Source organism: Streptomyces sp. NPDC058534 (assembly GCF_042717365.1).
GTDB lineage: Bacteria > Actinomycetota > Actinomycetes > Streptomycetales > Streptomycetaceae > Streptomyces.
On the sequence record NZ_JBHXNW010000031.1, the window covers coordinates 31,184 to 56,218 of the forward strand.

At 73.4% G+C, this 25,035-nt stretch carries 22 protein-coding genes; 12 read left to right on the forward strand and 10 right to left on the reverse strand.

Going from position 1 to position 25,035, the window contains the following annotated elements:
* Positions 1 to 35 precede the first annotated feature (35 nt).
* Positions 36 to 206, forward strand: a complete 171-nt coding sequence (locus ACFWR9_RS20240; RefSeq protein WP_383843891.1) for a hypothetical protein — start codon at positions 36 to 38, stop codon at positions 204 to 206.
* A 51-nt stretch (positions 207 to 257) separates the two neighbouring features.
* Positions 258 to 926 carry a histidine phosphatase family protein gene (locus ACFWR9_RS20245; protein WP_383843893.1) on the forward strand — a complete coding sequence of 223 codons (669 nt, stop codon included), beginning with the start codon at positions 258 to 260 and terminating at the stop codon, positions 924 to 926.
* Positions 927 to 955: 29 nt separating this feature from the next.
* Here ACFWR9_RS20245 and ACFWR9_RS20250 read toward each other — a convergent pair whose 3' ends face one another.
* Entirely contained in the window at positions 956 to 1,609 is a 654-nt protein-coding gene (locus ACFWR9_RS20250; protein WP_383843896.1) for a DUF4360 domain-containing protein, read from the reverse strand.
* 207 nt (positions 1,610 to 1,816) lie between these two features.
* The gene (locus tag ACFWR9_RS20255) at positions 1,817 to 2,275 is read right to left on the reverse strand and encodes an RrF2 family transcriptional regulator (protein ID WP_383843899.1); all 459 of its coding nucleotides are present in this window, start codon (positions 2,273 to 2,275) and stop codon (positions 1,817 to 1,819) included.
* Between the two features lie 94 nt (positions 2,276 to 2,369).
* Here ACFWR9_RS20255 and ACFWR9_RS20260 point away from each other — a divergent pair, with 94 nt between their 5' ends.
* Entirely contained in the window at positions 2,370 to 5,123 is a 2,754-nt protein-coding gene (locus ACFWR9_RS20260; protein ID WP_383843901.1) for a beta-galactosidase, read from the forward strand.
* Between the two features lie 24 nt (positions 5,124 to 5,147).
* Here the strand turns inward: ACFWR9_RS20260 and ACFWR9_RS20265 are convergent, their stop codons facing one another.
* The 5 genes from ACFWR9_RS20265 to ACFWR9_RS20285 are packed head-to-tail and all read right to left on the reverse strand — an operon-like array spanning position 5,148 to position 10,835.
* Positions 5,148 to 6,653 carry an alpha-N-arabinofuranosidase gene (locus ACFWR9_RS20265; RefSeq protein WP_383843904.1) on the reverse strand — a complete coding sequence of 502 codons (1,506 nt, stop codon included), beginning with the start codon at positions 6,651 to 6,653 and terminating at the stop codon, positions 5,148 to 5,150.
* Positions 6,654 to 6,710: 57 nt separating this feature from the next.
* Entirely contained in the window at positions 6,711 to 7,682 is a 972-nt protein-coding gene (locus tag ACFWR9_RS20270) for an arabinan endo-1,5-alpha-L-arabinosidase (RefSeq protein ID WP_383843907.1), read from the reverse strand.
* Positions 7,679 to 8,542 carry a carbohydrate ABC transporter permease gene (locus ACFWR9_RS20275; RefSeq protein WP_383843910.1) on the reverse strand — a complete coding sequence of 288 codons (864 nt, stop codon included), beginning with the start codon at positions 8,540 to 8,542 and terminating at the stop codon, positions 7,679 to 7,681. The genes ACFWR9_RS20270 and ACFWR9_RS20275 overlap by 4 nt, the downstream gene beginning before the upstream one ends.
* A complete protein-coding gene (locus ACFWR9_RS20280; RefSeq protein ID WP_383843913.1) occupies positions 8,539 to 9,480 on the reverse strand; it encodes a carbohydrate ABC transporter permease in 942 nt (313 codons plus the stop codon). Before ACFWR9_RS20280 ends, ACFWR9_RS20275 begins: the two co-directional genes overlap by 4 nt.
* Positions 9,477 to 10,835: an extracellular solute-binding protein gene (locus tag ACFWR9_RS20285; RefSeq protein WP_383843916.1), complete on the reverse strand. Its 1,359-nt coding sequence runs from the start codon at positions 10,833 to 10,835 to the stop codon at positions 9,477 to 9,479. Before ACFWR9_RS20285 ends, ACFWR9_RS20280 begins: the two co-directional genes overlap by 4 nt.
* A gap of 256 nt (positions 10,836 to 11,091) precedes the next feature.
* Between ACFWR9_RS20285 and ACFWR9_RS20290 the strand changes: the two genes are divergently transcribed.
* From ACFWR9_RS20290 to ACFWR9_RS20310, 5 genes are all read left to right on the forward strand, one after another.
* On the forward strand, positions 11,092 to 12,339 hold the full coding sequence (locus ACFWR9_RS20290; RefSeq protein ID WP_383843919.1) for an MAB_1171c family putative transporter: 1,248 nt from the start codon (positions 11,092 to 11,094) through the stop codon (positions 12,337 to 12,339).
* A 91-nt stretch (positions 12,340 to 12,430) separates the two neighbouring features.
* Complete coding sequence (locus tag ACFWR9_RS20295; RefSeq protein ID WP_383843922.1) at positions 12,431 to 12,958, forward strand: toxin; 528 nt, start codon at positions 12,431 to 12,433, stop codon at positions 12,956 to 12,958.
* On the forward strand, positions 12,955 to 14,175 hold the full coding sequence (locus ACFWR9_RS20300) for an MAB_1171c family putative transporter (RefSeq protein ID WP_383843925.1): 1,221 nt from the start codon (positions 12,955 to 12,957) through the stop codon (positions 14,173 to 14,175). The genes ACFWR9_RS20295 and ACFWR9_RS20300 overlap by 4 nt, the downstream gene beginning before the upstream one ends.
* A 31-nt stretch (positions 14,176 to 14,206) precedes the next feature.
* The gene (locus tag ACFWR9_RS20305) at positions 14,207 to 15,418 is read left to right on the forward strand and encodes an MAB_1171c family putative transporter (RefSeq protein ID WP_383843929.1); all 1,212 of its coding nucleotides are present in this window, start codon (positions 14,207 to 14,209) and stop codon (positions 15,416 to 15,418) included.
* Positions 15,408 to 16,814 carry an NAD(P)/FAD-dependent oxidoreductase gene (locus ACFWR9_RS20310; RefSeq protein WP_383843932.1) on the forward strand — a complete coding sequence of 469 codons (1,407 nt, stop codon included), beginning with the start codon at positions 15,408 to 15,410 and terminating at the stop codon, positions 16,812 to 16,814. The genes ACFWR9_RS20305 and ACFWR9_RS20310 overlap by 11 nt, the downstream gene beginning before the upstream one ends.
* A gap of 308 nt (positions 16,815 to 17,122) precedes the next feature.
* On the opposite strand, the gene ACFWR9_RS20315 is transcribed toward ACFWR9_RS20310, so the two are convergent.
* Positions 17,123 to 17,986 carry an SMP-30/gluconolactonase/LRE family protein gene (locus ACFWR9_RS20315; protein WP_383843935.1) on the reverse strand — a complete coding sequence of 288 codons (864 nt, stop codon included), beginning with the start codon at positions 17,984 to 17,986 and terminating at the stop codon, positions 17,123 to 17,125.
* Positions 17,983 to 18,756, reverse strand: coding sequence for an IclR family transcriptional regulator (locus ACFWR9_RS20320; RefSeq protein ID WP_383843938.1), 774 nt, complete (start codon positions 18,754 to 18,756; stop codon positions 17,983 to 17,985). The genes ACFWR9_RS20315 and ACFWR9_RS20320 overlap by 4 nt, the downstream gene beginning before the upstream one ends.
* A 212-nt stretch (positions 18,757 to 18,968) precedes the next feature.
* Between ACFWR9_RS20320 and ACFWR9_RS20325 the strand changes: the two genes are divergently transcribed.
* Positions 18,969 to 19,607: a hypothetical protein gene (locus ACFWR9_RS20325; protein WP_383843940.1), complete on the forward strand. Its 639-nt coding sequence runs from the start codon at positions 18,969 to 18,971 to the stop codon at positions 19,605 to 19,607.
* A 19-nt stretch (positions 19,608 to 19,626) separates the two neighbouring features.
* Here ACFWR9_RS20325 and ACFWR9_RS20330 read toward each other — a convergent pair whose 3' ends face one another.
* Entirely contained in the window at positions 19,627 to 20,334 is a 708-nt protein-coding gene (locus tag ACFWR9_RS20330; protein WP_383843944.1) for a FadR/GntR family transcriptional regulator, read from the reverse strand.
* A 191-nt stretch (positions 20,335 to 20,525) separates the two neighbouring features.
* Between ACFWR9_RS20330 and ACFWR9_RS20335 the strand changes: the two genes are divergently transcribed.
* Genes ACFWR9_RS20335 through ACFWR9_RS20345 form a run of 3 tightly spaced genes read left to right on the forward strand, consistent with a single transcriptional unit; the run spans position 20,526 to position 24,763 of the window.
* Positions 20,526 to 21,905 carry an SLC13 family permease gene (locus ACFWR9_RS20335; RefSeq protein WP_383843948.1) on the forward strand — a complete coding sequence of 460 codons (1,380 nt, stop codon included), beginning with the start codon at positions 20,526 to 20,528 and terminating at the stop codon, positions 21,903 to 21,905.
* 49 nt (positions 21,906 to 21,954) lie between these two features.
* A complete protein-coding gene (locus ACFWR9_RS20340) occupies positions 21,955 to 23,400 on the forward strand; it encodes an acyl-CoA synthetase (RefSeq protein ID WP_383843951.1) in 1,446 nt (481 codons plus the stop codon).
* Positions 23,393 to 24,763, forward strand: coding sequence for a carboxyl transferase domain-containing protein (locus ACFWR9_RS20345; RefSeq protein WP_383843954.1), 1,371 nt, complete (start codon positions 23,393 to 23,395; stop codon positions 24,761 to 24,763). The genes ACFWR9_RS20340 and ACFWR9_RS20345 overlap by 8 nt, the downstream gene beginning before the upstream one ends.
* The last annotated feature ends 272 nt before the right edge of the window (positions 24,764 to 25,035 follow it).

Here is a 25,035-nt window from a genome sequence, read left to right on the forward strand (position 1 = left end):
TCCGGAGAACACCGGGTGTCGCAGATGACCAGCGCGTGAATTCGAACAGCAGACTCACCGAATCCGCGGGCCCTTTCGCCCCTCCGCCGCCAGTCCTCCTGCGCTACCTCGCCGAGGAGGTCGGCAAGGACGTCATCCGCTCCCAGGGCCACCGCCCCTGCTCCGAACTGGACAAGCCCCTGCTGTGCCGGCCGGACGGGGCATGAGGCGGGGATGGCACAGTGGAGGCACCCGGCTCAAGGGAGACTGATCCGTCGATGCGACTGCTGCTCATCCGGCACGGCCAGACCCCGTCCAACCTCAAGCACCTGCTGGACACGGCCACACCCGGTCCCGCGCTGACCCCGCTGGGGCAGGAGCAGGCGGACGCGCTCCCGGAGGCCCTGTCGGCGGAGCGGATCGACGCCCTCTACGCGTCGACGCTGCTGCGCACCCGGCTCACCGCGGCGCCGCTGGCGGCCCGGACGGGGCTGGAGATCGTCGTGCGGGACGGCATCCGGGAGCTGTCCGCCGGTGATCTGGAGATGCGGGGCGACCGGGAGGCCGTGGAGACGTACCTGACCACCGCGCTCGCCTGGTCGGCGGGGGACACCGCGCGCCGCGTGCCGGGCGGGGAGAACGGCGTGGAGGCGCTGGCGCGTTTCGACGCCGTGGTCGAGGAGGCCGCTGCCACCGGAGCCGGGACCGTGGCCATGGTCAGTCACGGCGCCGTGATTCGTACGTGGACGGCGGCCCGGGCGGAGAACATCGACACCGCCTTCGCCGCCGCCCACGGGCTGGGGAACACCGGTGTCGTCATCCTGTCCGGCGCCCCGCAGGCGGGGTGGCGCGTCCTGCACTGGGAAGGCCGGCCCGTCGGTCCCGAGGACGGCGGTCCGCGCGAGGGCGGTCCCGCCGGGGAGAGCGTCGAGGACGCCGCCGGCTGACCGCCGGGGGCCCGCGGGCCGGCCGCCGGTCAGGACTCCGGGCACTCCTTCCAGGCGAGGTGGTACACCGTGTTGATCTCGCCGTCCGTCGAGTCCATCGTCATGAAGCTCACCTTGCTCGGGTCGGACGTGCCCGTGCTCACCCGCAGCTCCGTGTTGATGTTGAAGTTGCGCTGCACCCCGCAGGGCGCCCAGACCAGCTGGGCCCAGTCGGTGGAGTCGGTGGCCTGCCAGTTGTCGTTGAGCGGGCCGCCGAAGGGGTGGGTGCGGAACTCCGTGTTCGGGGAGCCCTGGAAGTAGTACGAGGCCCGCTGGGTGCCCGTGGCGCCGGGCTGGAGGGCGGCGAAGCCGCGGTAGTCCGCGCTGGCGACGGCGTAGGTGAAGCCCTGCGGGACGTGGACGAGCAGGTTGAGCTGGCAGTTCTTGCGGAAGTCGGTGGGCGCGGAGTCGCCGCCCGCCTGGGCGAGGTAGTCGCTGTAGGTGACAGTGAACGCGGTGTTGTCGTCGGAGACGGCGACGGCCGCCGTGCCCTGCGGACAGCCGGAGCCGTTCACCGTGGCGACCTTGATGACGATCTTGTCCGGCGGCGGGTCCTCGAACCCGTCGGAGGGCTGGTGCTGCGCGGGCAGCGCGGAGGTGAGCAGCGCGGCGATGGTGCCGCTCAGGAGCAGGCCCGTGGCCATGGGTCTCCCATCCCGGTCAGTGGGGGGTGGATGTCGTTTAATGCGTTCGCCATCTACATATGTTCTGCACATGACATCTACGCAACATCCGCATCGTAGGGATCCCCGCCGGGTGCGGACAGATGCCTCCCCGGCCATTCACACCGGCCGGTTCCCACCCCGTGGGTGTGTGACCTACGGGTGACCTACGGGTGACCTACGGGTGACCTACGGGTTCTCCCAGGCGGCCGGTTCCGCCGCCAGCTCCCGCACCGGGTCCGGCAGCGCGTCCGCCGCGAGGTCGGCGATCGTCACGCCCTCCAGGATCCGGCGCACATTGGCGCGCAGCGCCACCCACAGCGGCAGCAGGGGCCCCGCCGTGCCCGTGTACACCAGCCCCGTCGGCCGCTCCCCGCGCACGGAGACGATCGGGCCGTCCACCGCCCGGATCACGTCCGCCACCGTGATGGCCGACGCCTCGCGCGCCAGCCGGTACCCGCCGCCCCCGCCGCGCCGGCTCTCGACGATGCCGCCACGCCGGAGATCGCCGAGGATCCCCTCCAGAAATTTGTGCGGAATGTCCTGGACGGTGGCCACGTCCTCCGCCTTGACCGGCCGGTCGTCCTGCCGGACGGCCAGTTCCAGCACTGCCCGCACCGCGTAGTCCGCACGCGCCGAGATCCTCATACCGACCATTGTGGGGTCCGCTGGAAGAATGGCGGGGCACAGGCGGTCCCGCTCACGCGGCAGCACCACAAGCACGGCAACAGGAGATGCTCCCTTGGAGCTCAGCAGTCTCAGCAGACGAGCGTTCAGCGCCCTCGCGGGCACCACCGTCCTCGGGCTCGCGCTCGGCGGCAGCGTGAGCGGCGCGGCGCTGACCGGTCCCCCCGGCCCCGTGCCCACCGGCCCGCCGCCCGGGCCGCCCGGCGCCGACGGGCTGCGCCACCGGGTCGCCCTGGACCGGTACTCCCTGCTGGTGGACGGCAGACGGCTGTCGCTGTGGTCCGGTGAGCTGCACCCCTTCCGGCTGCCCAGCCCGTCCCTGTGGCGGGACGTGCTCCAGAAGATGCGGGCGTACGGCCACAACGCGGTCAGCGTCCGCCTCGCCTGGAACCAGCACTCCCCCGCCCCGGGCGCGTACGACTTCACCGGCGTCCGCGACCTCGACCTGTTCCTGCGCACGGCCGCGGAGAGCAGCCTGTACGTCGTGGTCCACCCCGGCCCGTACATCGGCGCCGACGTGGACGCGGGCGGCCTGCCCGGCTGGCTGGCCGCCACCGGCGCCCGGCCCAGGACCACCGACCCCGCCTACCTGCGCCACGCCGACGAGTGGCTGAGCCGGGTCAACGCCGTCGTGGCCCGGCACCAGTTCACCCGGGGCACCGGCACCGTCCTGCTCTACCGGGCCGACGCCCCCGGGCGCGCCGACCTGACCCACCTGCACGAGCGGATCCGCGCCGACGGCATCGACGTACCCCTGCTGCACGCCGGCACGACCCTCGCCTGGGACGAGGCGGAGCGGACCCGGGACGCCGCCGAGGCGCGGCGGGTGCACTTCGACGGCCTGGCACGGGGGACCACACTGCACAACGTCCACATGGCGTTCGGCGGCACCTCGTGGGGCTGGCTGCCCGCGCCGTCGGCGCCCACCCCCACCTACGACCCGGCCGCCGCCATCGACGAGGCACGCCGGCCCACCGCCGAACTCGCCCCGCTCCACCAGCTCGGGCACCTCCTGCGGCACGTCCCCGACTTCACCCGGCTCGACGAGGCGGCGGAGGTCCGGGCCGCGGACGCCCGCGTCCAGGTGCGGCACCTGGCCAACCCGGACACCGGCGCCCACGCCTACGTACTGCGCAACGACTCCGCCGCCGCCGTCACCTCCACCGTCCCGATGGACGGGACCGACGTCGAGGTCACGGTCCCGGCCCGCGACGCCAAGCTGCTCGCCACCGGCCTCCACCTGGGCGCCGGACGGAAACTGGCGCATGCCACCGTGCAGCCCATGCTGTCGCTGAGCGTGGGGCGGGTGGACATCGCCGCCTTCGTGGGGCGGGCCGGGGAGATGGCGCACCTGGTAATGGACTGCCCCTCGGAACCCTGGCCGACCCGGCTGGACGAGGAGGCCGCCTGGGCGTACGACCACGGGAAACTGCACGTGACCGTGCCACTCAAGGAGGACCGGCTGAGCCGGGTGCGGGTGCGCAGCGGCGAGTCCGAACGCACCCTGCTCCTGCTCTTCGCCGACGACGCCGCCTCCCTGCGGCTGTGGCCGTACGAGACGCCGTCGGGCCGGATCCTGGTCCGCGGCCCGGAGCTGCTGCGCGAGGCGGCGCTGGACGGGGACACGATCCGGCTGACCGGTGACAGCGTCGACGAGCGCGAGCTGGAGGTGTGGGCGCCGCGCGGCATCACGCGGGTCACCTGGAACGGCACGGCGGTGCAGGCGTCCTTCGGCCGCGCCCAGAGCCTGATGACGGTATGGCCGCTGCCCGGCGTGCCCGAGGTGGCGCTGCCCGAACTCGACGGCTGGCGGCGCCGCACCGAGAACCCCGAGTCCGCGCCGGACTACGGCGACTCGGGGTGGACGGTCGCCGACCGGCGGACCTCGCACAGCACCACCCCGGTGCCCGAGGGGCAGCCCGTGCTCTTCGCCGACGACTACGGCTACCACTACGGCGACGTCTGGTACCGCGCACGCCTCACCGGGGCCGCCGGTCTGGCGTCGGTGTCCCTGTCCTACGCCACCGGCGCGCGCGGCCTGCTGCTGGCGTGGCTGGACGGTGAGCCGCTGGGCGGCCACCGTCCGGACGGCGGGGACGACGGGTCGGGCACCTGGACCGGCACGGCCGAGCTGGGAGTGCCGGCGGCTCTGCGCGGGACCCGGCGGGAGCGTCCCGACGGCGGCGACTCGGCCGTCCTGTCCGTCCTGGTCCGGCGCACCCAGCACGGCCAGGACGACCCGCGGGCGGCCCGCGGACTGACGTCGGCCGCCTTCGAGGGGGCCTCGCCGGACGTGCGCTGGCGGATCCGGGGCGCGGTCACGCCCGACCCGGTGCGCGGGCCGCTCAACCACGGCGGGCTGTACGGGGAACGGCACGGCTGGTATCTGCCGGGGTACGACGACGGCGACTGGGAGAAGGTGTCCGCGCCGGGCTTCCCCCGGGAGGACCGGCGCCAGGGCGTGACCTGGTACCGGACCACGTTCCGGCTGGACGTCCCGCCGGAAGTGGACGCCTCGGTCGGCCTCGTCCTCGACGACGCCCCGGACGGCGACCACCGCGTCCAGGTCTTCCTGAACGGCTGGAACATGGGCGAGTACGCGGCCGGCCGCAGCGGCGCCGCGCACACCTTCGTCCTGCCGAACGGCATCCTGCGCACCCGCGCCGCCGCCAACACCCTGGCCCTCGCGGTGCTGGCCGACGGCGAGTCGGCGCCGGGGCCCGGGACGGTACGCCTGGAGCTGCTGGGCAGCGCGGCCGGAGGGGTGCCGGTGAAGCCCGTCGCCTCCCCCGGCCGGCGCCGCGCCTGACCGCCGAGCCCGATCCGCCGGGGCTCAGCGCAGCCGGATCACGTTCCAGGACAGCGGCTCCAGTACGGCGGTCAGCGTGCCGTCCCGCAGCGCCGTGCCGTCCACCCGGTGCGGGACGACCCGTCCGGGCTCGGCGAGTGTGTTGCGGGCGTCCGGGTCGGCGTCCGCGAGGGCGCTGTGCTCGACGACGTCCGTCAGCCCCAGGGCGCCGAGGGCGACGTCCAGCGGCAGCGGCTCGGTGCGGGAGCGGTTGACGGCGAAGACGGTGACCGAGCCGTCCTCGGCGCGCACGGCCGTCGCGTGCAGCAGGTCGGCCTCGCCGTACTTCGCCGTCCCGTACGTCGGAGAGTCCACCCGGACGTCGAGGACCTCGCCGCGGCCGTACCGCGCGGCCTGCGCGAACGGGAAGAACGTGGTCTGGCGCCAGGCCGGGCCGCCCGGCTCGGTCATGATCGGCGCGATGACGTTGACGAGCTGGGCGAGGCAGGCGACGGCGACGCGGTCGGCGTGCCGGAGCAGGGCGATGAGGAGCGAGCCGAAGACGACCGCGTCCATGACGCTGTAGTTGTCCTCCAGCAGGCGGGGCGCCTCGGGCCAGTCGAGGGCGCTCACCTCGGCCTGCGACTTCGACATGTACCAGACGTTCCACTCGTCGAAGGAGAGGTTGATCCGCTTCTTCGACTTGAGCCGGGCGCCGATGTGGTCGCAGGTGGCGACGACGTTCTCGATGAACGACTCCATGTCCACGGCGGAGGCGAGGAAGGAGTCGACGTCACCGTCGAGCGGCTCGTAGTAGGCGTGCAGGGAGATGTGGTCGACCAGGTCGTACGTCTCCTTGAGGACCGTCGCCTCCCACTCGGCGAAGGTCTCCATGGACTGGCCGGACGAACCGCAGGCGACGAGTTCGACGTCCGGGTCGATCTGGCGCATGGCCCGGGCGGTCTCGGCGGCGAGCCGGCCGTACTCCTCGGCGGTCTTGTGGCCGGTCTGCCAGGGGCCGTCCATCTCGTTGCCGAGGCACCAGAGCCTGATGCCGAAGGGGTCCTTGTCGCCGTGCTCGGCCCGCAGGTCCGACAGCGTCGTGCCGGCGGGGTGGTTGGCGTACTCCTGGAGTTCGAGCGCCTCGGCCACGCCGCGGGTGCCGAGGTTGACCGCCATCATGGGCTCGGCCTGCGGGCCGACCTTCCTGAGGAAGCCGATGTACTCGGACAGGCCGAAGCGGTTGGTCTCCGTGGAGCGCCAGGCCAGGTCGAGGCGGCGGGGGCGGTCCTCGGCCGGACCGACCGAGTCCTCCCACTTGTACCCGGAGACGAAGTTGCCCCCGGGGTAGCGGACGGCGGTGACGCCGAGTTCCCGGACGAGGTCCAGTACGTCCTGGCGCAGTCCGTCGGCGTCCGCGGCGGGGTGGCCGGGTTCGAAGATGCCGGTGTACACGCAGCGGCCGAGGTGTTCGACGAAGGAGCCGAAGAGACGGGGGCTTACGTCTCCGACGGTGAAGGCGGGGTCGAGGGTGAAGCGGGCGGTGCGCATGTCTGCCTTTCCAGAGGTTCGCGTGTGTCCGCGGGTTCGTTGTGGCCGGCCGTGGCCCTAGGAGACCTTCGGCCAGCCGTCCTTGGTCCAGGTCAAGGCGTTCAGCCCGAGCTTGGGCGTGCCTTCGTCCTCGGCGTCGTAGTAGTGGTACGCCAGCCGGTCCCGGCCCCGGTCGCGGAAGACGGACTGGCCGCCCGTGCCGATGTAGCGGCCGTGGCCCTCCAGGAGGAGGTCGCCGCCGCCTTCCAGCAGCGGGGTGCCCGTGCTGTCGACGTACGGGCCCTCGATCTCCGTGGACCTGCCGACCTTGATCTTGTACGTGCTGTTCACGCCCGAGCAGCACGCGTCGTACGAGGCGAAGAGGTAGTAATGGCGGCCGTGCTTGACGATCTCCGGGCCTTCGACGGCGTACGGCTCGTCGGGGCGGGTGGCGAGGTGGTGGACCTTCGCGCCCTCGGCCGCCCTGCCGGTGCGCGGGTCCAGCTCGACCATGCGGATGCCGCTCCAGTACGAGCCGAAGGACATCCACAGGCGGCCGTCGGCACGGATGATCGCCGGGTCGATGGCGTTCCAGGTGTCGGTCGTCGCGGAGGAGAAGACCTTGCCGTGGTCGGTCCAGGTGCCGGGCAGGCCCGTGCGGGAGGTGGCGACGCCGATCGCGGAGTGGTTGGTGCCCCAGGACGAGACCGCGTAGTAGAGCCAGTAGCGGCCGGCGCGGTAGGAGAGGTCGGGGGCCCACGGGTCGCCGGTGTCGTTGTACTCGTACCACCAGCCCGGGGGCTTCGCGAAGGCGTTGCCCGCGTCGTCCCAGTGGCTGCCGTCCTCGGAGAGCCGGGCGCCGATGACGCCACCGGTGGAGTAGGCGACGTAGCCGCCGCCCTTCAGGCGCATGACGGTGGGATCGTGGATGATCTGCTGGCCGGTGATGGGGCGCGGTTCGGGGTAAGGCTCCGATGCCTGCGCCGCGTTGGGCAGCAGGGCCATCAGGGTGGCCGTCCCCGCGGCGGCGAGGGTTCTGTGTACGGTCACTGGCCCGCCAATCCCGTGTGGGCGACGCCCGCCACGATCTGCCGCTGGAAGAAGACGAAGACGATGATCAGGGGCAGGCCCGCCATCAGGCCGCCGGCCATGAGCTGGGCCCACTGGATGCCGTAGGAGTTCATGACGGTCGCGATGCCGTTGGGCATGGTCATCAGGTCGGGGTTGTTGGTGACCATGTACGGCCACAGGAAGTTGTTCCACGAGCTGATGAAGGTGAAGATGCCGACCGCCGCCAGCGAGGGGCGGGAGAGCGGCACGATGATGGTGAAGAAGACCCGCCAGCGGCCCGCGCCGTCGATGAAGGCGGCCTCCTCCAGTTCGCGTGGGATGCCCTGGAAGAACTTGTAGAGTATGTAGACCATCGCGGCGGGCGCGCACTGCGGCAGGATCATCCCCCAGTAGGTGTCGACCATCCCCATCTGCTGGACGCTGGTGAACAGCGGGACGCCGAGCACGGCCGGGGAGATCATGAGTCCGGCCATCACCGCGCCCATCAGGACGCCCTTGCCCCGGAACTCGGTGCGGGCGAAGCCGTATCCGGCGAGCGCGGAGACCAGCAGCACGACGGTCGTCACGCACACCGACACCACCAGGGAGTTGACGAACCAGTTGGTGATGTTGCCGGCCTCGAAGAGGGCCTGCCACGCCTGGCCCGTCCAGTCCTCGGGCAGCCAGTGGGCCGGCACCTCGACGGCCTCGGTCTCCGACTTGAGCGAGGTGAACAGGGCCCAGGCGAGCGGGGCGAGGAACACCGCGGAGACGGCGCTGCCGAGCAGGGTGAGCACGATCTGGCCGGGCGTCCAGGACCTGCGGGGTCCGGTCGGGGTCTGCGTCGCCGCGGTGGTCATCGGCCGCCCTCCTCACGGTTGCGCAGCAGCCACATCCGGGCGAGGGCGACGGCCGCGATGAGCACGAAGAAGATGATGGAGATCGCGGAGGCGTAGCCCACGCGGTAGCTGGTGAAGCCCTGTTCGAGGGTGTACTGCACGAAGGTGCGGGTCGATTCCTCCGGCCCCGGCCCGAAGTCCTGGATCACGACGGCCTGGTCGAAGACCTGGAGCGAGGCGAGGACCTGGAGGGCGACGACGAGGCCGGTGATGTTGCGCAGCATCGGCAGGGTGATGTGGACCGTGCGGTGCCAGGCGTTCGCGCCGTCCAGCTCGGCGGCCTCGTAGAGGTGCGCGGGGATGCCCTGGAGCGCGGCGAGGTAGAGCAGGAAGCTGAAGCCGACGGTCCACCACAGGGTGGTGATGACGACCGCGAGCATCGCGTACGACTTGTCGGTCAGCCAGGGCGTGTCGATGCCGAAGACGTGGTTGACCATGCCGGTGCCGGGGTTGAACAGCCACTGCCACAGGTTGGCGGCGACGGTTGACGGCAGCAGGAACGGCAGGAAGAAGCAGAGCCGCCACAGCCACTTGCCGCGTTCGATGTGGTGGGCGAGCATCGCGAGGAGGAAGGCGAGGACGGTGATGCAGGGCACGACGAGCAGCGTGAAGTAGGCGCTGTGGCCGAGCGCGTCCCACATCAGCGGGTCCTGGAGGGCCTCGCGGTAGTTGTCCAGGCCGATGAAGCTCGCGTCGTCGCCGGAGATGTTGGCGTCGGTGAAACTGAGGTAGAGGCCGCGCAGCAGCGGCCACACCACGAAGAGCGTGAACAGCGCGAGGAACGGGGCGACGAACCAGCCGCCGTGCTGGAAGCCCTGCCGGCGGCGGAGCGTGGCACTGTCGGCGGCGGTCCTCGCGCGCGCCGGGCGGACGATCGTCTCGGCACTGGTTGCGGTCATGTGGCGGCACCTCCCCGCGCGGCGGTGCCGCCGTCCATGGGGTTCTTCATGGCGAGCAGTTCGGCGAGCGTGCTGCGCATCCGGCGGGCGGCGGCCTCGGGCTTCGCCGAGCCCGTCGTGGAGGAGACGACGACCGGGCCGACGCGCTGGGCGAGGATGCCGGTGGACCCGGCGAACCACACCTTCGGCTCGGTGGCCTGGTGGTCCATCGCCGAGACGTACTCGTTCTGCGGCCGCAGCGCGCGGTAGGCGGCCGTGGACAGGGTCGGGGTGTAGGCGGGGATGTGGCCGCCGGCCGCCCACTGCCGGGCGTGCTGGACGACGTAGGCGGCGAGGCGGTGCGCGTCCTCGTTGGCGGCGCCCCCGCGGTCCGACTGGTGGGGCAGGACGAAGGCGTGGGATTCGGCGTGGGTGGCCTGCCTGCCGAAGACGGGCGGCAACGGGGTCGCCCCGTAGTCGAGTTCCGCGGCGTCGAAGACCGGCACGGACCAGTTGCCCTCCCAGGCGAAGGGGGAGCCGTTGACGAACTGCTCCGCGCCGGCGCCGCCGCCGAAGGCGGGGTTGGCGTAGCCGTCGGCGACGTGCTTGCGCAGGAACTCCAGGACCTCGGTGGCCTTGTCCGTGTCGAAGGTGACCTCGGTGCGGGCGTCGTCGAACCAGGTGCCGCCGAGCTGGGTGTAGAAGGCGACGAAGAACCACCACTGGAAGTTCTGGTCGCTGTGCCACATGCCGATGGTCTGCAGGCCCTTCGCCGTGGCCTTCCTGACCTCCTTCAGCATGTCGAACCACGCCTCGGGTGAGGTGACGGGCACCATCCGGCCGTCGGCGCCGAGCAGGCCCGCCTTCTTCAGCACGTCCCGGCGGTAGAAGCAGAGCTGGACGTGGATGTCGAGCGGCAGGGCGTAGAGCTTGCCGTCGATGACGGCGCGCTTCCACAGCTCGGGGTTGAAGTCCCTCTCCCGCACCCCGTACTTGGCGAGCAGTGCGGGATCCCAGGGGTCCAGGAGGCGGCCGGGCGAGAATCCGGTGACGCGGCCCAGGTGCATGACGCCGAGGTCCGGTGCGCGGTTGCCGGCCGCCGCCATGGCGAGCTTGGTGTAGAAGGGGCTGCCCCACTGGAGGGTCGAGTCCTTCACGTCGATGCCCGGGTTGTCCCTGCGGAACGAGTCCAGCATGGCGATCATGTTGTAGCCGTCGCCGCCGCTGAAGAGGTTCCAGTAGCGCACGCGGGTGTCCGCTCCGGAGGCGAGCGCGTCGGCCCCGGTGCCGAGCGCCGCGAAGCCGAAGCTGCCCGCGACCGTGAGGCCGCCCGCCGCGGCCAGAAAGTGCCTGCGATCGAGGCCAGGTCGTCCCATGCCCTGCCCTATCTGTTCGACATCTGCCCGACATTGCTTGTTCGGGATTCCTTGTTCGAAATCTCGAATGACGCTCGTAACTTCGAACGGGACCGTAGGTGTGAAGCGCTTTCGCGTCAATGGTTCGCGCAGGAACCCGGGCCAGAACTCCGGAATCCAGCCCTCCGGACAACGGAACTCGCCTGACGCGGACACGTCCGGCCGCGTAGGCTCGAACGGCCCTGGATGCGGCGGCGAGCGAGAGCGGAGGGACGCGATGGAGTCCGCGAACGCGGCCACGGGTCCGGCCTCGTTCCTCAGCGCCTTCTACACGTCCTACTGGTGGATCCCCGCCGCGGTCCTGGCCACCGCCCTGGCGATCAAACTGCCGACGATCATCCGGCTCTGGAAGGACCCGCTGCTGCGCGCGGTCGGCGGTCTGCTCCTGCTCGCCTGCGCGGTGTTCGTGTTCGTCGCCCCCTCGACCATCGTCTGGGTCAACCACGTCACCGGCGTGCCGAACATCTCGGCGCCCTGGGTGTACTCGCTGCTCACCGCGTTCTGCGGCGCCTGCCTGGTGCTGATCATCGCCTGGCGCGACGGGCTGTCCGAACGCTCGGCCCCGACCCGCCGGGCCACCCGCTGGGTGGTCTCCGTCTACGGCGGTGTGATCGTCGCGCTCTGGGTGCTGTTCGCCCTCGCCGACGTGCCCGTGGAACGCACCCGGGACCTGGACACCTACTACGCCAACACGCCCTTCATGCGCGAGGAGATCCTGCTCTACCTGCTCGCGCACACCACCGCCGTCCTCATCACCTCACGGCTGATCTGGAACTGGATCCGCACCGGCGGATTCGACGCCTGGCTGCGCCGGGGACTGCGGTTCCTGGGCGTCGGCTACGCGCTCAACCTGGCCTTCGACGCCGCCAAGCTCACCGCCGTCGTGGCCCGCTGGACCGGCAACGACCTGGACTGGCTCAGCCTGGACGTGGCCCCGGCCCTGGCCTGTCTGTCCGCGGTGTCGATCGCGGTCGGCTTCATCCTGCCGCACGCCGGCCAGTACCTGCGCGAGCGGCGGCGGATCCGGCTGGCCCACCGCGAACTGCGGCCGCTGTACCGGCTGATGCGCTCCGTGCACGGCTCCGGGGTGCCGGTCGTGCTGTGGGCCAGCCCCGAACTGCGCCTGACCCGCCGCGAGACCTTCATCCGCGACGTCCTGCTGCCGCTGGCCCGCCGCACCGACGAGCGGCTGGGCGCGCGCTCGTACCACGCCGCCCTCGGTCTGGGGTTCGCCCCGGAACGGGCGAAGGCGCTCGCCGCGGCCGTGGTGGTCCTCGACGCGGTCGACACCCGTCCCGGCACGGAAGACGACCGCGGCGGCGAGGGCAGCGGCGGCGAACCCGACACCACGGACCTCCTGAGCGGGATCGGGGCCGTCTCCCGCGCCCTCGGCCACCCCGACGTGATCCGGGAGGTCCGGGCGCGCGCGATGGCACCCGGGGACACCATGGCGGTCACCGAGTGACCGAGACACACCTGGAACTGGCCCGGACGGCACCCGTCTTGGCATATTGCACTGGTGACCGAGCAGCAGCCGGGGAAACGGGGAGACAGCGGTGCGTACCAGGAAGGAGATGCGTCGGCTCGCTGACGCCCTCATCGACCCCATCCGGGTTCCCGTGCCGGCGGATCCCGAAGTCCTTTTCGAGGCGCTCGTCGCGTCCGTGAGCGCGTGGCGGGGCCGCGAGGTGGTCGTGCACCGGGCGGCGTTCCCGCCGCACACCGCGAGCGGGCTGTGGCTGGAGCGCGAGCACCACGACGACATCGTGGTGGACGAACGCGCCGCGATGTGGCACCAGATCGTCATCCTCTGCCACGAGGTGTGGCACATGAGCCGCAGGCAGGCGGAGCCGGACGGCGCCCCGGACGGCCAGCCCGGGCCGGTCGCCGCGCGCACCGACTTCTCCCTGGCCGAGGAGCAGGAGGCGGACCGCTTCGGCATGCTGATGGGCGGCCGGCTGCGCACCTGGCTGGAGGCCTCCACCGACTCGGTGTTCGCGGCGGAGGGCGACGGACCGGAGGACCCGCCCGACCTCGCCGGACGCATCGGGGCCGCGCTCAACTACCGCGGGACGACGAGATGAACGGCCTGATCAACTACGTCAGCTGCGGAGTGCTGTGGCTCTGCCTGGTGGTGAAGGCACCCGACCTGCTGCGGCACCGGCGCGACCCGTATCTGGGCGCCATCTGCGCGGTGCTGGCGCTCGCCGGGCTCTGCTTCCTGCTCGGGGCGCCGCCGACGGTCGGCGCCGTCAACCGGCTCAGCGGGGTGCCCAACCTCGCGGCACCGCTCACCTACGCGGCCATCACCGGGTACTGCGCGGCCTCCCAGGTCCTCATCGTGCGCTGGCGCGGCGGGCCCCGGGTGGACCGGACGGTACGCCGGTGGACGCTCGCCTACGCCGCCGTGGTCCTCGGCCTCGGGGTGCTGTTCGCGCTGGGCGACGCGCCCGTGGAGCGCCGTACCGACCTGGACACCTACTACGCGACGACCCCGTTCATCGCCCAGATGATCGTGCTGTACCTGGTCGCGCACCTCACCGCGGTCACCGTCACGACCTTCTCGGCGCTGCGCTGGGCGCGACAAGTGCGCGGCGGGCTGCGCGCGGGCCTGACCCTCCTCGGGACCGGCGCGCTGTGCGGCGCCGGGTACAGCACGGCCAAGCTCGTCGCGGTGGGCGCGCGCTGGTCCGGGCGGGACTGGTCGGCGCTCGGCACCACCGTCTCCCCGGCCGCCGCCGGGCTCGGCGCCCTGCTGACGGTCGTCGGAGTGCTCGTCCCGCTGGTGGCGCCCCGGGTGACCGAGTGGCGGCGGGCGGGCCGGACGTACGCCCGGCTCGGGCCGCTGGAGCGGGTGCTGGACGACCTGCTCGCCCGGCGGGCACTGCGGCTGCCCCGGCCCCGGTTCGCCTCGCCCGCCACCCGCCTGATGTGGCGCCAGACCAGCATCCACAACGCGCTCGGCCATCTGGACGCCTATCTCGACCGGGACCTGTACGACCGGACCCGTGCCGGTGTGCTGGCGGCGACGGGCGACCCGGAACGGGCCGAGGCCGCCGCCTGGGCCGCGGTGATCACCGAGGCGGTACGGCGCGAGGCGGACCCGCGGCGGGTGCTCGCGCCGGCCGCGGGCGGCGGCTCTCCCCCCGCTTCTCCCCCCGGCCCTCCCCCCGGCCCTCCCCGCGGCCGGGCGCCGGGCCCGGCCGCCCTCGGCCGGATCGCCGACGTGCTGGCCACCGCCCCGCCGGTGCCGGCCCTCGCCGCCGTGCCGAGCGGTGCGACCACGGCGGGGACCACGTGAACGAAGTCCCGCACGAGAGGAGTTGTCCGGCATGAGTCTCGTCGTGTACCTGGCGGCGCTGGTGTTCGGCATGACCTCCGTGCTGCTGTTCCGGCGGCCGCGCACAGCCATGCGCAACCCGCTGACGCTGTCCACCTGCGTGGCGATCGTCCTCGGCGCCCTGGTCTTCGTGTGCGCCGCGCCGGCCACCCTGGCCACCGTCAACGAACTCACCGGCGTCCCCAACTTCGGGGCCCCGCTGACCTACGGGATGCTCTCCGCGTACAGCTGCGCCGTGCTGGTGCTGCTGATCAACTGGCGGGGCGGGCCCCGGGCGCGGGTGCGGCGCATGGTGCTGCGCAGCATGGCCGCCTACGGGCTGCTGGTGGTCGCCATCGTCGTACTGTTCCTGCTCGCCGACGCGGACACCGAGCGGCTGACCGACCTCGACACGTACTACGCGGGTACGCCCTTCATGCGGGAGATGATCCTGCTGTACCTGCTGGGGCACAGCGCGGCGATGCTGGTGATGTGCGCCGTCTGCGTCAAGTGGGGCCGCGAGGTCGGCGGCCTGCTGCGGGTCGGGCTGCGGCTGATCCTGCTGGGCGCGGCGCTGGACGTGGTGGGGTTCCAGCTGACCAAGTACACGGCGGTCGTGGCGCGCTGGTCGGGTCACGACCTCGACTTCCTGTCCACCTCGGTGGCCCCGCCGATGGCCTCGCTGGCCGCGCTGCTGTGCTCGGCGGGGTTCGTGCTGCCCAGGCTGCTGCCGCCCGTGGTCGCCCACTGGCGGGGGCTGGACGACTACCGGCGGCTGGATCCGCTGTGGTCGCTGGTGCGGTCGGTGTCCACCGCCCCCAAGCCCCCGGCGACCTGGTGGCAGCTCCCGCAGGCCCGGCTCCAGTGGCGTGAGGTGTCCATCCACGACGCCCTGCTCACGCTGGCGCCGTACTTCGACCACCAGGTCCGTGAGCGGGTGCGGGACACCGCCCTGCGCGCGGGCCGCTCCCCCCACCAGGCCCGGCTGGCGGCGGAGGCCGCCATGCTCACCGACGCGGCGCGCCGGGCCGCCGCGCGCGAGGAACCGCCGCAGAGCGCCGCCACCTACCGGCTGCACGCCACCGAAGTGCCCGGCCCGAGCGGGCTGGTGGAGCTGGCGCAGGCACTGCACCACCCGCCCGGGCGGGCCACCGCGCCCGACGGCGCCGGACCGTCCGCCCTGCCCAGGACCCTGACCGAACCCGAGGAGCCCCATGTCGCGTAGAGCTGTCGTCGTCGGTGCCGGTCTGGCCGGCATGCTGGCCGCGGCCGTGCTGTCCAGCGCCGGTGCGGTGGACGAGGTGGTCGTGCTGGACCGCGACGAGCTGCCCGAGGGGCCGCACCAGCGCCGGGGGCTGCCGCAGGGGCGGCACGCGCATCTGCTGATGACCGGCGGGCTGGCGGCCATGGAGGAGATCGTGCCGGGCGTGAGCCTGCGCAAGCGGCTGCTGGCCGCCGGGGCCCACGAGATATCCCTCAGCTCGGGCATGCTGGCGCTCACCCCGGAGGGCTGGCTGCGCCGGTGGCGGCGGGAGGGGCCGGTCATGCTCACCTGCACCCGGGCGCTGGTGGACTGGACGGTGCGGGCCGCGGTGCTCGAACAGGCGCCGGTCGAGGTCCGCAGGGCCACCGTGGTCGGACTGACCGGGTCCGCGGGGCGGGTGCGCGGGGTGCGGATCGCGGCGCCCGGCGGGGACACGGACCTCGACGCCGACCTGGTCGTCGACGCGAGCGGGCGCGGCACCCGGGTCCTCGGCTGGCTGGAGGGCCTCGGGCTGTCCGGTGTCCGGACGCGGACCGTGGACTCGGGGCTGGTCAACGCCTCGCGCGTGTACCGGGTACCGGCCGGAGCGGCGCGGTTCCCCCTCACGATCGTGCAGGCCAACCCGTACGTGTCCCGGCCGGCCCGGAGCGCGATGGTCATGCCGGTGGAGGGCGACCGCTGGCTGGTGAGCTGCGGCGGCTCGCGCGGCGGTGAACCGCCGGCCGACCCGGAGGGGTTCCTGCGGTACACGCTCGATCTGCCGGACCCGATCGTGGGGCGGCTGATCTCCGGCGCGGAACCGCTCACCGACATCCACCTGAGCCGGTCCACCAGCAACGTGCGCCGCTACCTGGAGAAGGCGCCCCTCTGGCCGGAGGGCTTCGTGGTCCTCGGTGACGCGCTCGGCACCTTCAACCCGGCCTACGGGCAGGGCATGTCGGTGGCCGCGTTCGGCGCGCGCGTCCTCGGCCGCGAACTGGACCGGGCCGACGGCGTCGACGCGCCCGGTCTCGCCCGGCGGGCGCTGCGGGGCGCGGCCCGCTCGGTGGACGCGGCGTGGTCGATGGCCGTCGGCCAGGACGTCCTCTACCCCGGAGTGCGCGGCGGGCGGCCCGGCGCCACCGACCGGGTGGTGACGGCGTACACGCGGCGCATGACGAGGGCGGCGACCGGTTCCTTCGCGGCGGCCTCGGCGATCTGGGACGTCACGAGCATGCGCACACCCCCGACCCGCATGTTCCGCCCCGACGCCGCCGTGGCCGCCCTGACGGGCTCGCCCCTCCCCCCACTGTCCGGCCCGCCCCTGACGCCGGAGGAACGCGGGGTACTGGGCACCCTGGACCGCACGGGGGCCTGACGGCCCCTCACCCGTCCACTGCGGGAGCCCCGGTTCAGCCCGCGAACGCCGACTGGGGCGGCCCCGGGGACGGGGAGGCCGACGGGCTCGCCCGGGTCCGCCCGCAGCAAGCGGCGCGCCGAGGTCCGCCCGCCGCGAGCGCCGCCGCTCAGCCCGCCAACGCCGGCTGGGGGTGCCCCCGGGGACGGGGGCGCCTGACGCGCTCACCCGGGTCCACCCGCCGCGGGCCACGCGCTTCTCCGCGCGAACGCCGACCGCAGCTGCACCCGGGAACGGGGGCCGCAGGGCGCCCGGCGCGAACGCGCCGCTCAGCCCGCGAACGCCGGCTGGGGCAGACCACGGCCCGCGTCCGGGATCACCAGGAGGGAACCCGCGAGCGGGGGCGGGGCCGACAGGCCCACGCGGGCCGTGGTGATGTACAGGTCGGTCAGGCCGGGGCCGCCGAAGGCGCAGGCGGTGACCCGGGGGACGGGGAGCGGGAGTACGCGGTCGAGGTCGCCGGACGGGGTGTAGCGGCGTACCGCGCCGCCGTCCCACAGGGCGACCCAGACGCTGCCGTCCGCGTCGACGCACAGGCCGTCGGGGAAGCCGGCGCCTTCCTCGATCACGGCCAGCGGGCGGCGGCCCGTGATCCGGCCGTCGGCGGGGTCGGTGTCGAAGACGTCGATGCGGCAGGTCGGGGTGTCGACGTAGTACATCAGCCGGCCGTCGGGGCTCCAGCCGGTGCCGTTGCTCACCGTCACGTCGTCGAGGACGACCTCGGCCGTGCCGTCCGCGGTGAACCGGGTCAGCGTGCCGCCGCCGGTCGCCTCGTCGTAGCGCATGGTGCCCGCCCAGAGGCTGCCGTCGGGGGCGACGGCGGCGTCGTTGGCGCGGCGGCCGGGAACGGCCTCGCGGTGCAGCCAGCGGAAAGCGCCGTCGGGGTCGAGGAGGCCGATCCCGTCGCGCAGATTGAGGACGAGGCCGCCGCCCGCGCGCGGCTTGACGGCGCCCACGTGCTGGTCGGTGCGGCGCACCGTACGCCGCCCGGTGGCCGGGTCGTAGGTGTGGACGCGGGAGTTCAGGATGTCGATCCACAGGAGCCGGCCGGTCGCCGGGTCCCAGGTGGGCCCCTCGCCGAGGGCCGCCTCCGCCCGGACGGCCACCTCGTACGCCGTACCGCCCGCCGTCACGCCGCGCTCCGGTGGCCGAGCCGCTCGGACAGGTCGGCGGCGCCCTTGACGGCCAGCTCCTCCAGCTCGCCGAGGCGCTCCTCGCTCCAGCGGATCATGGGCACGGAGATCGACAGCGCGGCGACGACCCGGCCCGTGCGGTCGCGCACCGGGGCGGCCACGCAGGAGACGTCCGGGTTGGACTCGCGGCTCTCCACCGCCGTGCCGCGCTCGCGGACGCCGGCCAGGGCCTCCCGCAGGGCGGCCGGGTCGGTGATGCTGTTCGGGGTCATCGCGGTCAGCTCGGTGCCGTCCGGGAAGCGCGCGGCGACCTCCGGCTCGGGCAGCGAGGCCAGCAGCATCTTGCCCACGGACGTGCAGTGGGCCGGCAGCCGGCGTCCGGCCGCGGACACCATGCGCACCGCGTGCGTGGAGTCGACCTTGGCGATGTAGATGACGTCGGTGTCCTCCAGGATCGCCACGTGCACGGTCTCGTCGCAGGTCTCGGCGACGCTCCGGGCGACCTGCTGGCCCTCGGCGGCGAGGTCGAGGTGCTCGGCGTAGCGGGCGCCGAGCTGGTACGGACGCACGCCCAGCCGGTACCGTCCGGGCTGCCCGGCGACCTGGACGATGTACTTGCGGGCGGCGAGCGTGGTGACCAGCTCGTGCACGGTGGTGCGGGGCAGCTGGAGCCGGCGCACGATGTCGGGGGCGGAGAGCGTGCCGTCCCCGTCGAGGAAGAGCTCCAGAATGTCGAGAGCCCGGGTCACGGCGGGTACGAGACGTCCCATGTCCGGTCCCCTCCCTAAGTGTGTTCGGTGTGTTCGGTGTGTTCGGTGTGTTCGGTGTGTTCGGTGTGTTCGGCGTGTTCGGTGTGTTCGAGATTTCAACAAGCGGTCGTAATCGCGAACACAGGCTACTCATACCGCGTTTGCCGGGGCAATGGGCGTGCGTCGCCGCGCATGGCCACACGGCGGCGACCGCATGGTCCACGATGGGGTCCATGCCCACCGGAAAGCAGCCCGCCGGCCCCTTCACCCCGCGCGACTTCCAGCTGGTGCTGCTGCGCCGCATGGCCGACCACAACCCCGGCCCGGTGGAGGACGCCCGCCGCGAGCTGGGCGCCTCGCCGGCCGAGATGAGGGAGGCCAACAAGCGCTGGCAGGCGATGCTCCGCTCGCCGCGCTCCCGCTCGGCCGCCGCCCTCCCCCATTGCCTTAAGGGCATGGGAGGTACCCCCATCCGCTCGGTCCTGGGCGAACCCGAGTCGGCGACTCCCCGCCGGATCGGCGACCTGGAGTGCGAGGCCCGGCGGTGGGCGCTGCCCCTCTGGCCGGACCTGCGCTTCGAGGTGCTCGTCGCGGACAAGGGCGTGGTCTGGAACGCGTGGCTGGTGCGCGCCCCCGGCGCCGAGGCACCGGACCTGCGCACCCTGGACGACCTGACCCCGTGGTCCTGCACGGTCGACGAGGCGGCCCGCGCCTTCTCCCCCGCCCGCCCCCTCCAGGGCTCGGCGCCGACCCGCTGGGGCCTCGCCTTCACCGCCCCGGACCGGGACGGCGTACGGCACGAGGTGGTCGCGGAGTTCACGTGGGGGCTGCTCCAGCGCACGGCGGTCGCCGGCCAAGCGCCCCCCGGCTAGCGGCCGTCCGGCGCCACGGTCAGCGCTCCTCCTCGGGGTCCCAATCCAGCAGCCGGACCTTGGCGACCGTGCGGACATGGCGGCGCATCGCGGTGGCCGCCTGCCGGGGCTCCCCGGCGGCGATCGCGTCGAGGATGGCCTGGTGCTGGGCCAGCGAGCGGCCGGGCCGGCCGGGCTGGCGCAGCGACTCGGTGCGGCTCTCGGCGATCTGGTGGGCGATGGAGCGCATGAACTCGGCGAGCAGACTGCTGTGCGCCGCCGCCGTCACCGCGGCGTGGAACAGGCGGTCCCCCTCGACCCCGTGGTCGCCCCGCTCGATCTCCTCGGCCATCACGGTCAGCGCGGCCCGCATCGCGGCCACGTCGTCCTCCGTGCGGCGCTCCGCGGCCAGTTCGGCGAGTTTCGTCTCCAGCGCCTCGCGGGCCTCCAGGACGTCCGGCAGGCGCCGGCGGCGTTCGACCATCCTCTCGACGGGTTCCACGTCGAGGCTGTCCCGGACCAGGTACGTCCCGCCGCCGTGCCGCGCCTCCACCAGGCCCTGGACCTCCAGGACCACGATGGCCTGCTTCACGGAGGCCCGGCTGACGCCGAGGCGCTGGGCGAGGTCCCGTTCGGGCGGAAGCCGGTCGCCGGCCCGCAGGCCGCCGTCGGTGACGTACTGGCGCAGCCGCTCCAGCACCTGTTCGTAGAGGCGCTGCTTGGTCATGGGGCGCAGGGCGTCGGTCACGGATCCCCCTCTCGCCGGGAGCGTAGCACCGGGCGCCCGATGGCCGAGTGGCTGAGCCAATTTCTGCGCGACCCCTTGACGGCGCTCCGGTCGGGGCCCACGCTGACCTGCCAACCGCACCTTCCAAGGCACAGTGGCTCAGCCACTCGGCCATTCAGGTTTCCAGCAGGACAGCACCCGGGAGCCCCCGCATGTCCCCCGAACTCGTCTCGATCCTCGTCCTGGTCGTGGTGTTCGTCATCGCCACCACCCGCTCCGTCAACATGGGCGCGCTCGCCTTCGCCGCCGCCTTCGGGGTGGGCACGCTCGTCGCCGACCTCGACGCGGACGGCATCTTCGCCGGCTTCCCCGGCGATCTGTTCGTCGTCCTCGTCGGCGTCACCTATCTGTTCGCGATCGCCCGCGCCAACGGCACCACGGACTGGCTGGTGCACGCGGCCGTCCGGCTGGTCAGGGGGCGGGTCGCGCTGATCCCCTGGGTGATGTTCGCGCTCACCGGGGCGCTCACGGCGATCGGCGCGGTCAGCCCGGCCGCGGTGGCCATCGTCGCGCCGATCGCGCTGAGCTTCGCCACCCGCTACTCGATCAGCCCGCTGCTCATGGGCACGATGGTGGTGCACGGCGCGCAGGCCGGCGGGTTCTCGCCGATCAGCATCTACGGCTCGATCGTCAACGGCATCGTCGAGCGCGAAGACCTGCCGGGCAGCGAGGTCGGCCTCTTCCTCGCCTCACTGATCGCCAACCTCCTCATCGCGTCCGTGCTGTTCGCGGTGCTCGGCGGGCGGAAGCTGTGGGCGCGGGGGTCGGTGCCGGTGGACGGCGAGGGCGGGGGGACCAAGACGACCGGGACCGGTACGAGCGGGGGCGCGGGCACCGGGTCCGGCACCGGCGCCGGAGGAACCGCCCCCACCGCCCCCACCGCCGTCGCCGTACGCCCCGACCAGGATGCCGACGGCACCGGCGGCGCCACCCGCCTCACCCCCGCCCGGACCGCCACGCTCGTCGCCCTGGTCGCGCTGGTCGTGGCCGTCCTCGGGTTCGATCTGGACGCCGGTCTGACCGCGGTCAGCCTCGCCGTGGTGCTGAGCACCGCCTGGCCGGACGACAGCCGCCGCGCGGTCGGTGAGATCGCCTGGTCCACGGTCCTGCTGATCTGCGGCGTGCTCACCTACGTCGGTGTGCTGGAGGAGATCGGCACCATCACCTGGGCCGGTGAGGGCGTCGGCGGCATCGGCGTCCCGCTGCTGGCCGCGGTGCTGCTCTGCTACATCGGCGCGATCGTGTCGGCCTTCGCGTCCTCCGTGGGCATCATGGGGGCGCTGATCCCGCTGGCGGTGCCGTTCCTCGCGCAGGGCGAGATCGGCGCGGTCGGCATGGTGGCGGCGCTCGCGGTGTCGGCGACGGTCGTGGACGTCAGTCCCTTCTCGACCAACGGCGCGCTGGTGCTGGCCGCGGCGCCGGACGTCGACCGGGACCGCTTCTTCCGGCAGTTGATGGTGTACGGCGGGATCGTGGTGGCGGCCGTGCCCGCGCTGGCGTGGCTCGTACTGGTCGTGCCCGGCTTCGGGTAGGCCCCTCGGAAGACCGGCAATCGTGAGCAACAGCTAAGGAGTACGACGCGTGTCCTCTCTCTTCCCGGCCCTCTCCCCGGCCCCGGCCGACCGGCCCGCCCTGCGGTTCGGCGAGCGCTCACTGACGTACGCGGAACTCGCCGCCGCCGCGGGCGCCACGGCCGGGCGGATCGGGACCGCCGGCCGGGTCGCCGTCTGGGCGACACCGGCGATGGAGACCGCGGTCGCCGTGGTGGCGGCGCTGCTGGCCGGGGTCCCCGCCGTACCGCTCAACCCGAAGTCGGGCGACAAGGAACTGGCGCACATCCTCTCCGACAGCGAGCCGTCGCTGGTCCTGGCCGCCCCGGACGCCGAACTCCCGTCGGCCCTGGGCGCCCTGGGGCGCGTCGACGTCGACGCGCACGCCACCGGGCCCGTGCCCGAGGACCGCTCCGACGACGGGGACCCCGCGCTCGTCGTCTACACCTCCGGCACCACCGGCCCGCCCAAGGGCGCCGTCATCCCCCGGCGCGCGCTCGCGACGACCCTGGACGCGCTCGCCGACGCGTGGCAGTGGACCGGCGACGACGTACTGGTGCACGGGCTGCCCCTGTTCCACGTGCACGGACTGGTGCTGGGCGTCCTCGGGCCGCTGCGGCGCGGCGGCTCCGTGCGGCACCTGGGCAGGTTCTCCACCGAGGGCGCGGCGCGGGAGCTGAACGACGGCGCGACCATGCTGTTCGGGGTGCCGACGATGTACCACCGGATCGCCGAGTCCCTGCCCGGCGACCCGGAACTGGCGAAGGCCCTCTCCGGGGCCCGGTTGCTGGTCTCGGGGTCGGCCGCGCTGCCCGTGCACGACCACGAGCGGATCGCCGCCGCGACCGGCCGGCGGGTGATCGAGCGGTACGGCATGACGGAGACGCTCATGAACACGAGCGTGCGGGCGGACGGCGAGCCGCGCGCCGGCACCGTGGGCGTGCCGCTGCCCGGGGTGGAGCTGCGGCTGGTGGAGGAGGACGGCACGCCGATCGCGGCGCTGGACGGGGAAAGCGTCGGCGAGATCCAGGTGCGCGGCCCGAACCTGTTCACCGAGTACCTCAACCGCCCCGACGCCACCGCCGCCGCCTTCACCGGGGACGGCTTCTTCCGCACCGGCGACATGGCGGTGCGCGACCCCGACGGCTATGTCCGCATCGTCGGCCGCAAGGCCACCGACCTGATCAAGAGCGGCGGGTACAAGATCGGGGCCGGCGAGATCGAGAACGCGCTCCTCGAACACGCGGCGGTGCGGGAGGCGGCCGTCACCGGGGAGCCCGACCCGGACCTCGGGGAGCGGATCGTGGCGTGGATCGTGCCGGCCGACCCGGAGGCGCCGCCCGCGCTGGAGACGCTGGCCGACCACGTGGCCGCCCGGCTCGCCCCGCACAAGCGGCCGCGTGCGGTCCGGTACCTCGACGCGCTGCCCCGCAACGACATGGGGAAGATCATGAAGCGGGCGCTGAACCGTGACTGACCGTCCGTCGGCGCGGGAGTTCCTGGCCGTCGTCACCGACGACTTCACCGAACTCCCCCACCCCGGCGGCCGGTCGGCGCCCGACGGCCCCCTGGGCTGGCCGGGCTACGACGCCGCCCGGGCCCGCGCCGCCGAGCGGACCGGCGAGGAGGAGTCGGTGGTCTGCGGCACCGGGCACGTGGCGGGCGTGCGGGCCGTGCTCGTCGCGTTCGAGTTCGGGTTCCTCGGCGGTTCGCTGGGCCGGCGCACCGGCGACCGGCTGGAGGCCGCGTACACCTACGCCCGCCAACACCGGCTCCCGGTGGTGCCGCTGGTCGCCACCGGCGGCAGCCGGATGCAGGAGGGGATGCTCGCGCTGACCCAGCTCCAGCGGGTGGCCCGGGAGTCGGCGCTCACCCGGGAGGCGGGGCTGGCGCAGATCGCCGTGGTGCGGGACCCGGCCACGGGCGGCGGCTGGGCGACCCTGGGCGCGGGTGCCGACGTGGTCCTCGCGCTGCCCGGCGCCCAGGTCGGCTTCGCCGGTTCCCGGGTCCGGCCGCCGGACGCCGATCCGGCGGCGTACACGGCGGAGGCCCAGGTGGTGGCGGGCAGCGCGGACGCCGTGGTGCCGGCCGGGGAGCTGCGCGGCACGCTGGGACGGTGGCTGCGGCTGCTGACGGCACCGTCCGGCGATCCGGCGCCGGTGCCAGGACCGCTGGGGGCGCGGGGCCTCCCGGCCACCGGCTGGGACGCGGTCCGCCGGGCCCGGGCGCCCGGCCGTCCGCGGGCCGGGGCGTACCTGGACGCCTACTTCACCCACCGCGTCGCCCTCTCCGGGGACCGCTGCGGCGGCACCGACCCGGACGGCATGCTGTGCGGCTTCGGCGAGCACGCTGGGCGGACCGTCGCGTACGCCGCCCAGACGGGTACGGCGACCGGGCCCGCCGGGTACCGCACCGCCACCCGGCTGATCCGTCTCGCGGAGCGGCTCGGCATCCCGGTGCTGACCCTGGTGGACACGCCGGGGGCGGCCAACGACGCGGAGGCGGAGCGGCAGGGCGTGGGCGCGGCGATCGCCGAGCTGTTCGGCGCGGTGGCCTCGGTGCGCACGCCGGTGACCACACTGGTGATCGGCGAGGGCGGCTCGGGCGGGGCGCTGGCGCTCGCGGCGCCCGGCCGCACCTGGGCCACCCCGGACAGCTACTTCTCCGTCATCGCGCCGGAGCTCGCGGCGGCGATCCTGAAGCGGCCGCCCGGGGAGGTGGAGGCCACGGCGGACCAACTGCGACTGCGTCCACAGGACTTGGCCGAGCTGGGCGTGATCCGAACAGGCGATCAGTTGTTCCCTGGAACAGGTGATCGTCGCTCTGAAGAGCGTATGTGACTGCAGGGACCAACGATACTAACCGTGTGCAAGCAACGGGCTGCAGACCGTAGTTGACGCACATGTCCCAAGTAGGTCCCACACATGCACAGCGCAAGGAGCTGCACGATCATGAACCTTCTCACCGACATCCTCGCCGGCATCGTCCACTTCGTCGGCTGGCTGGTCTGACGGTCCGAGAACCCGGCGGCGGGGGGGCCCCCCCCCCCCCGCGCGGGCGCCGCAGCGCGCGACCGCACCCACGCCGCCACGCGCCCCAAACGCAGGCGCGG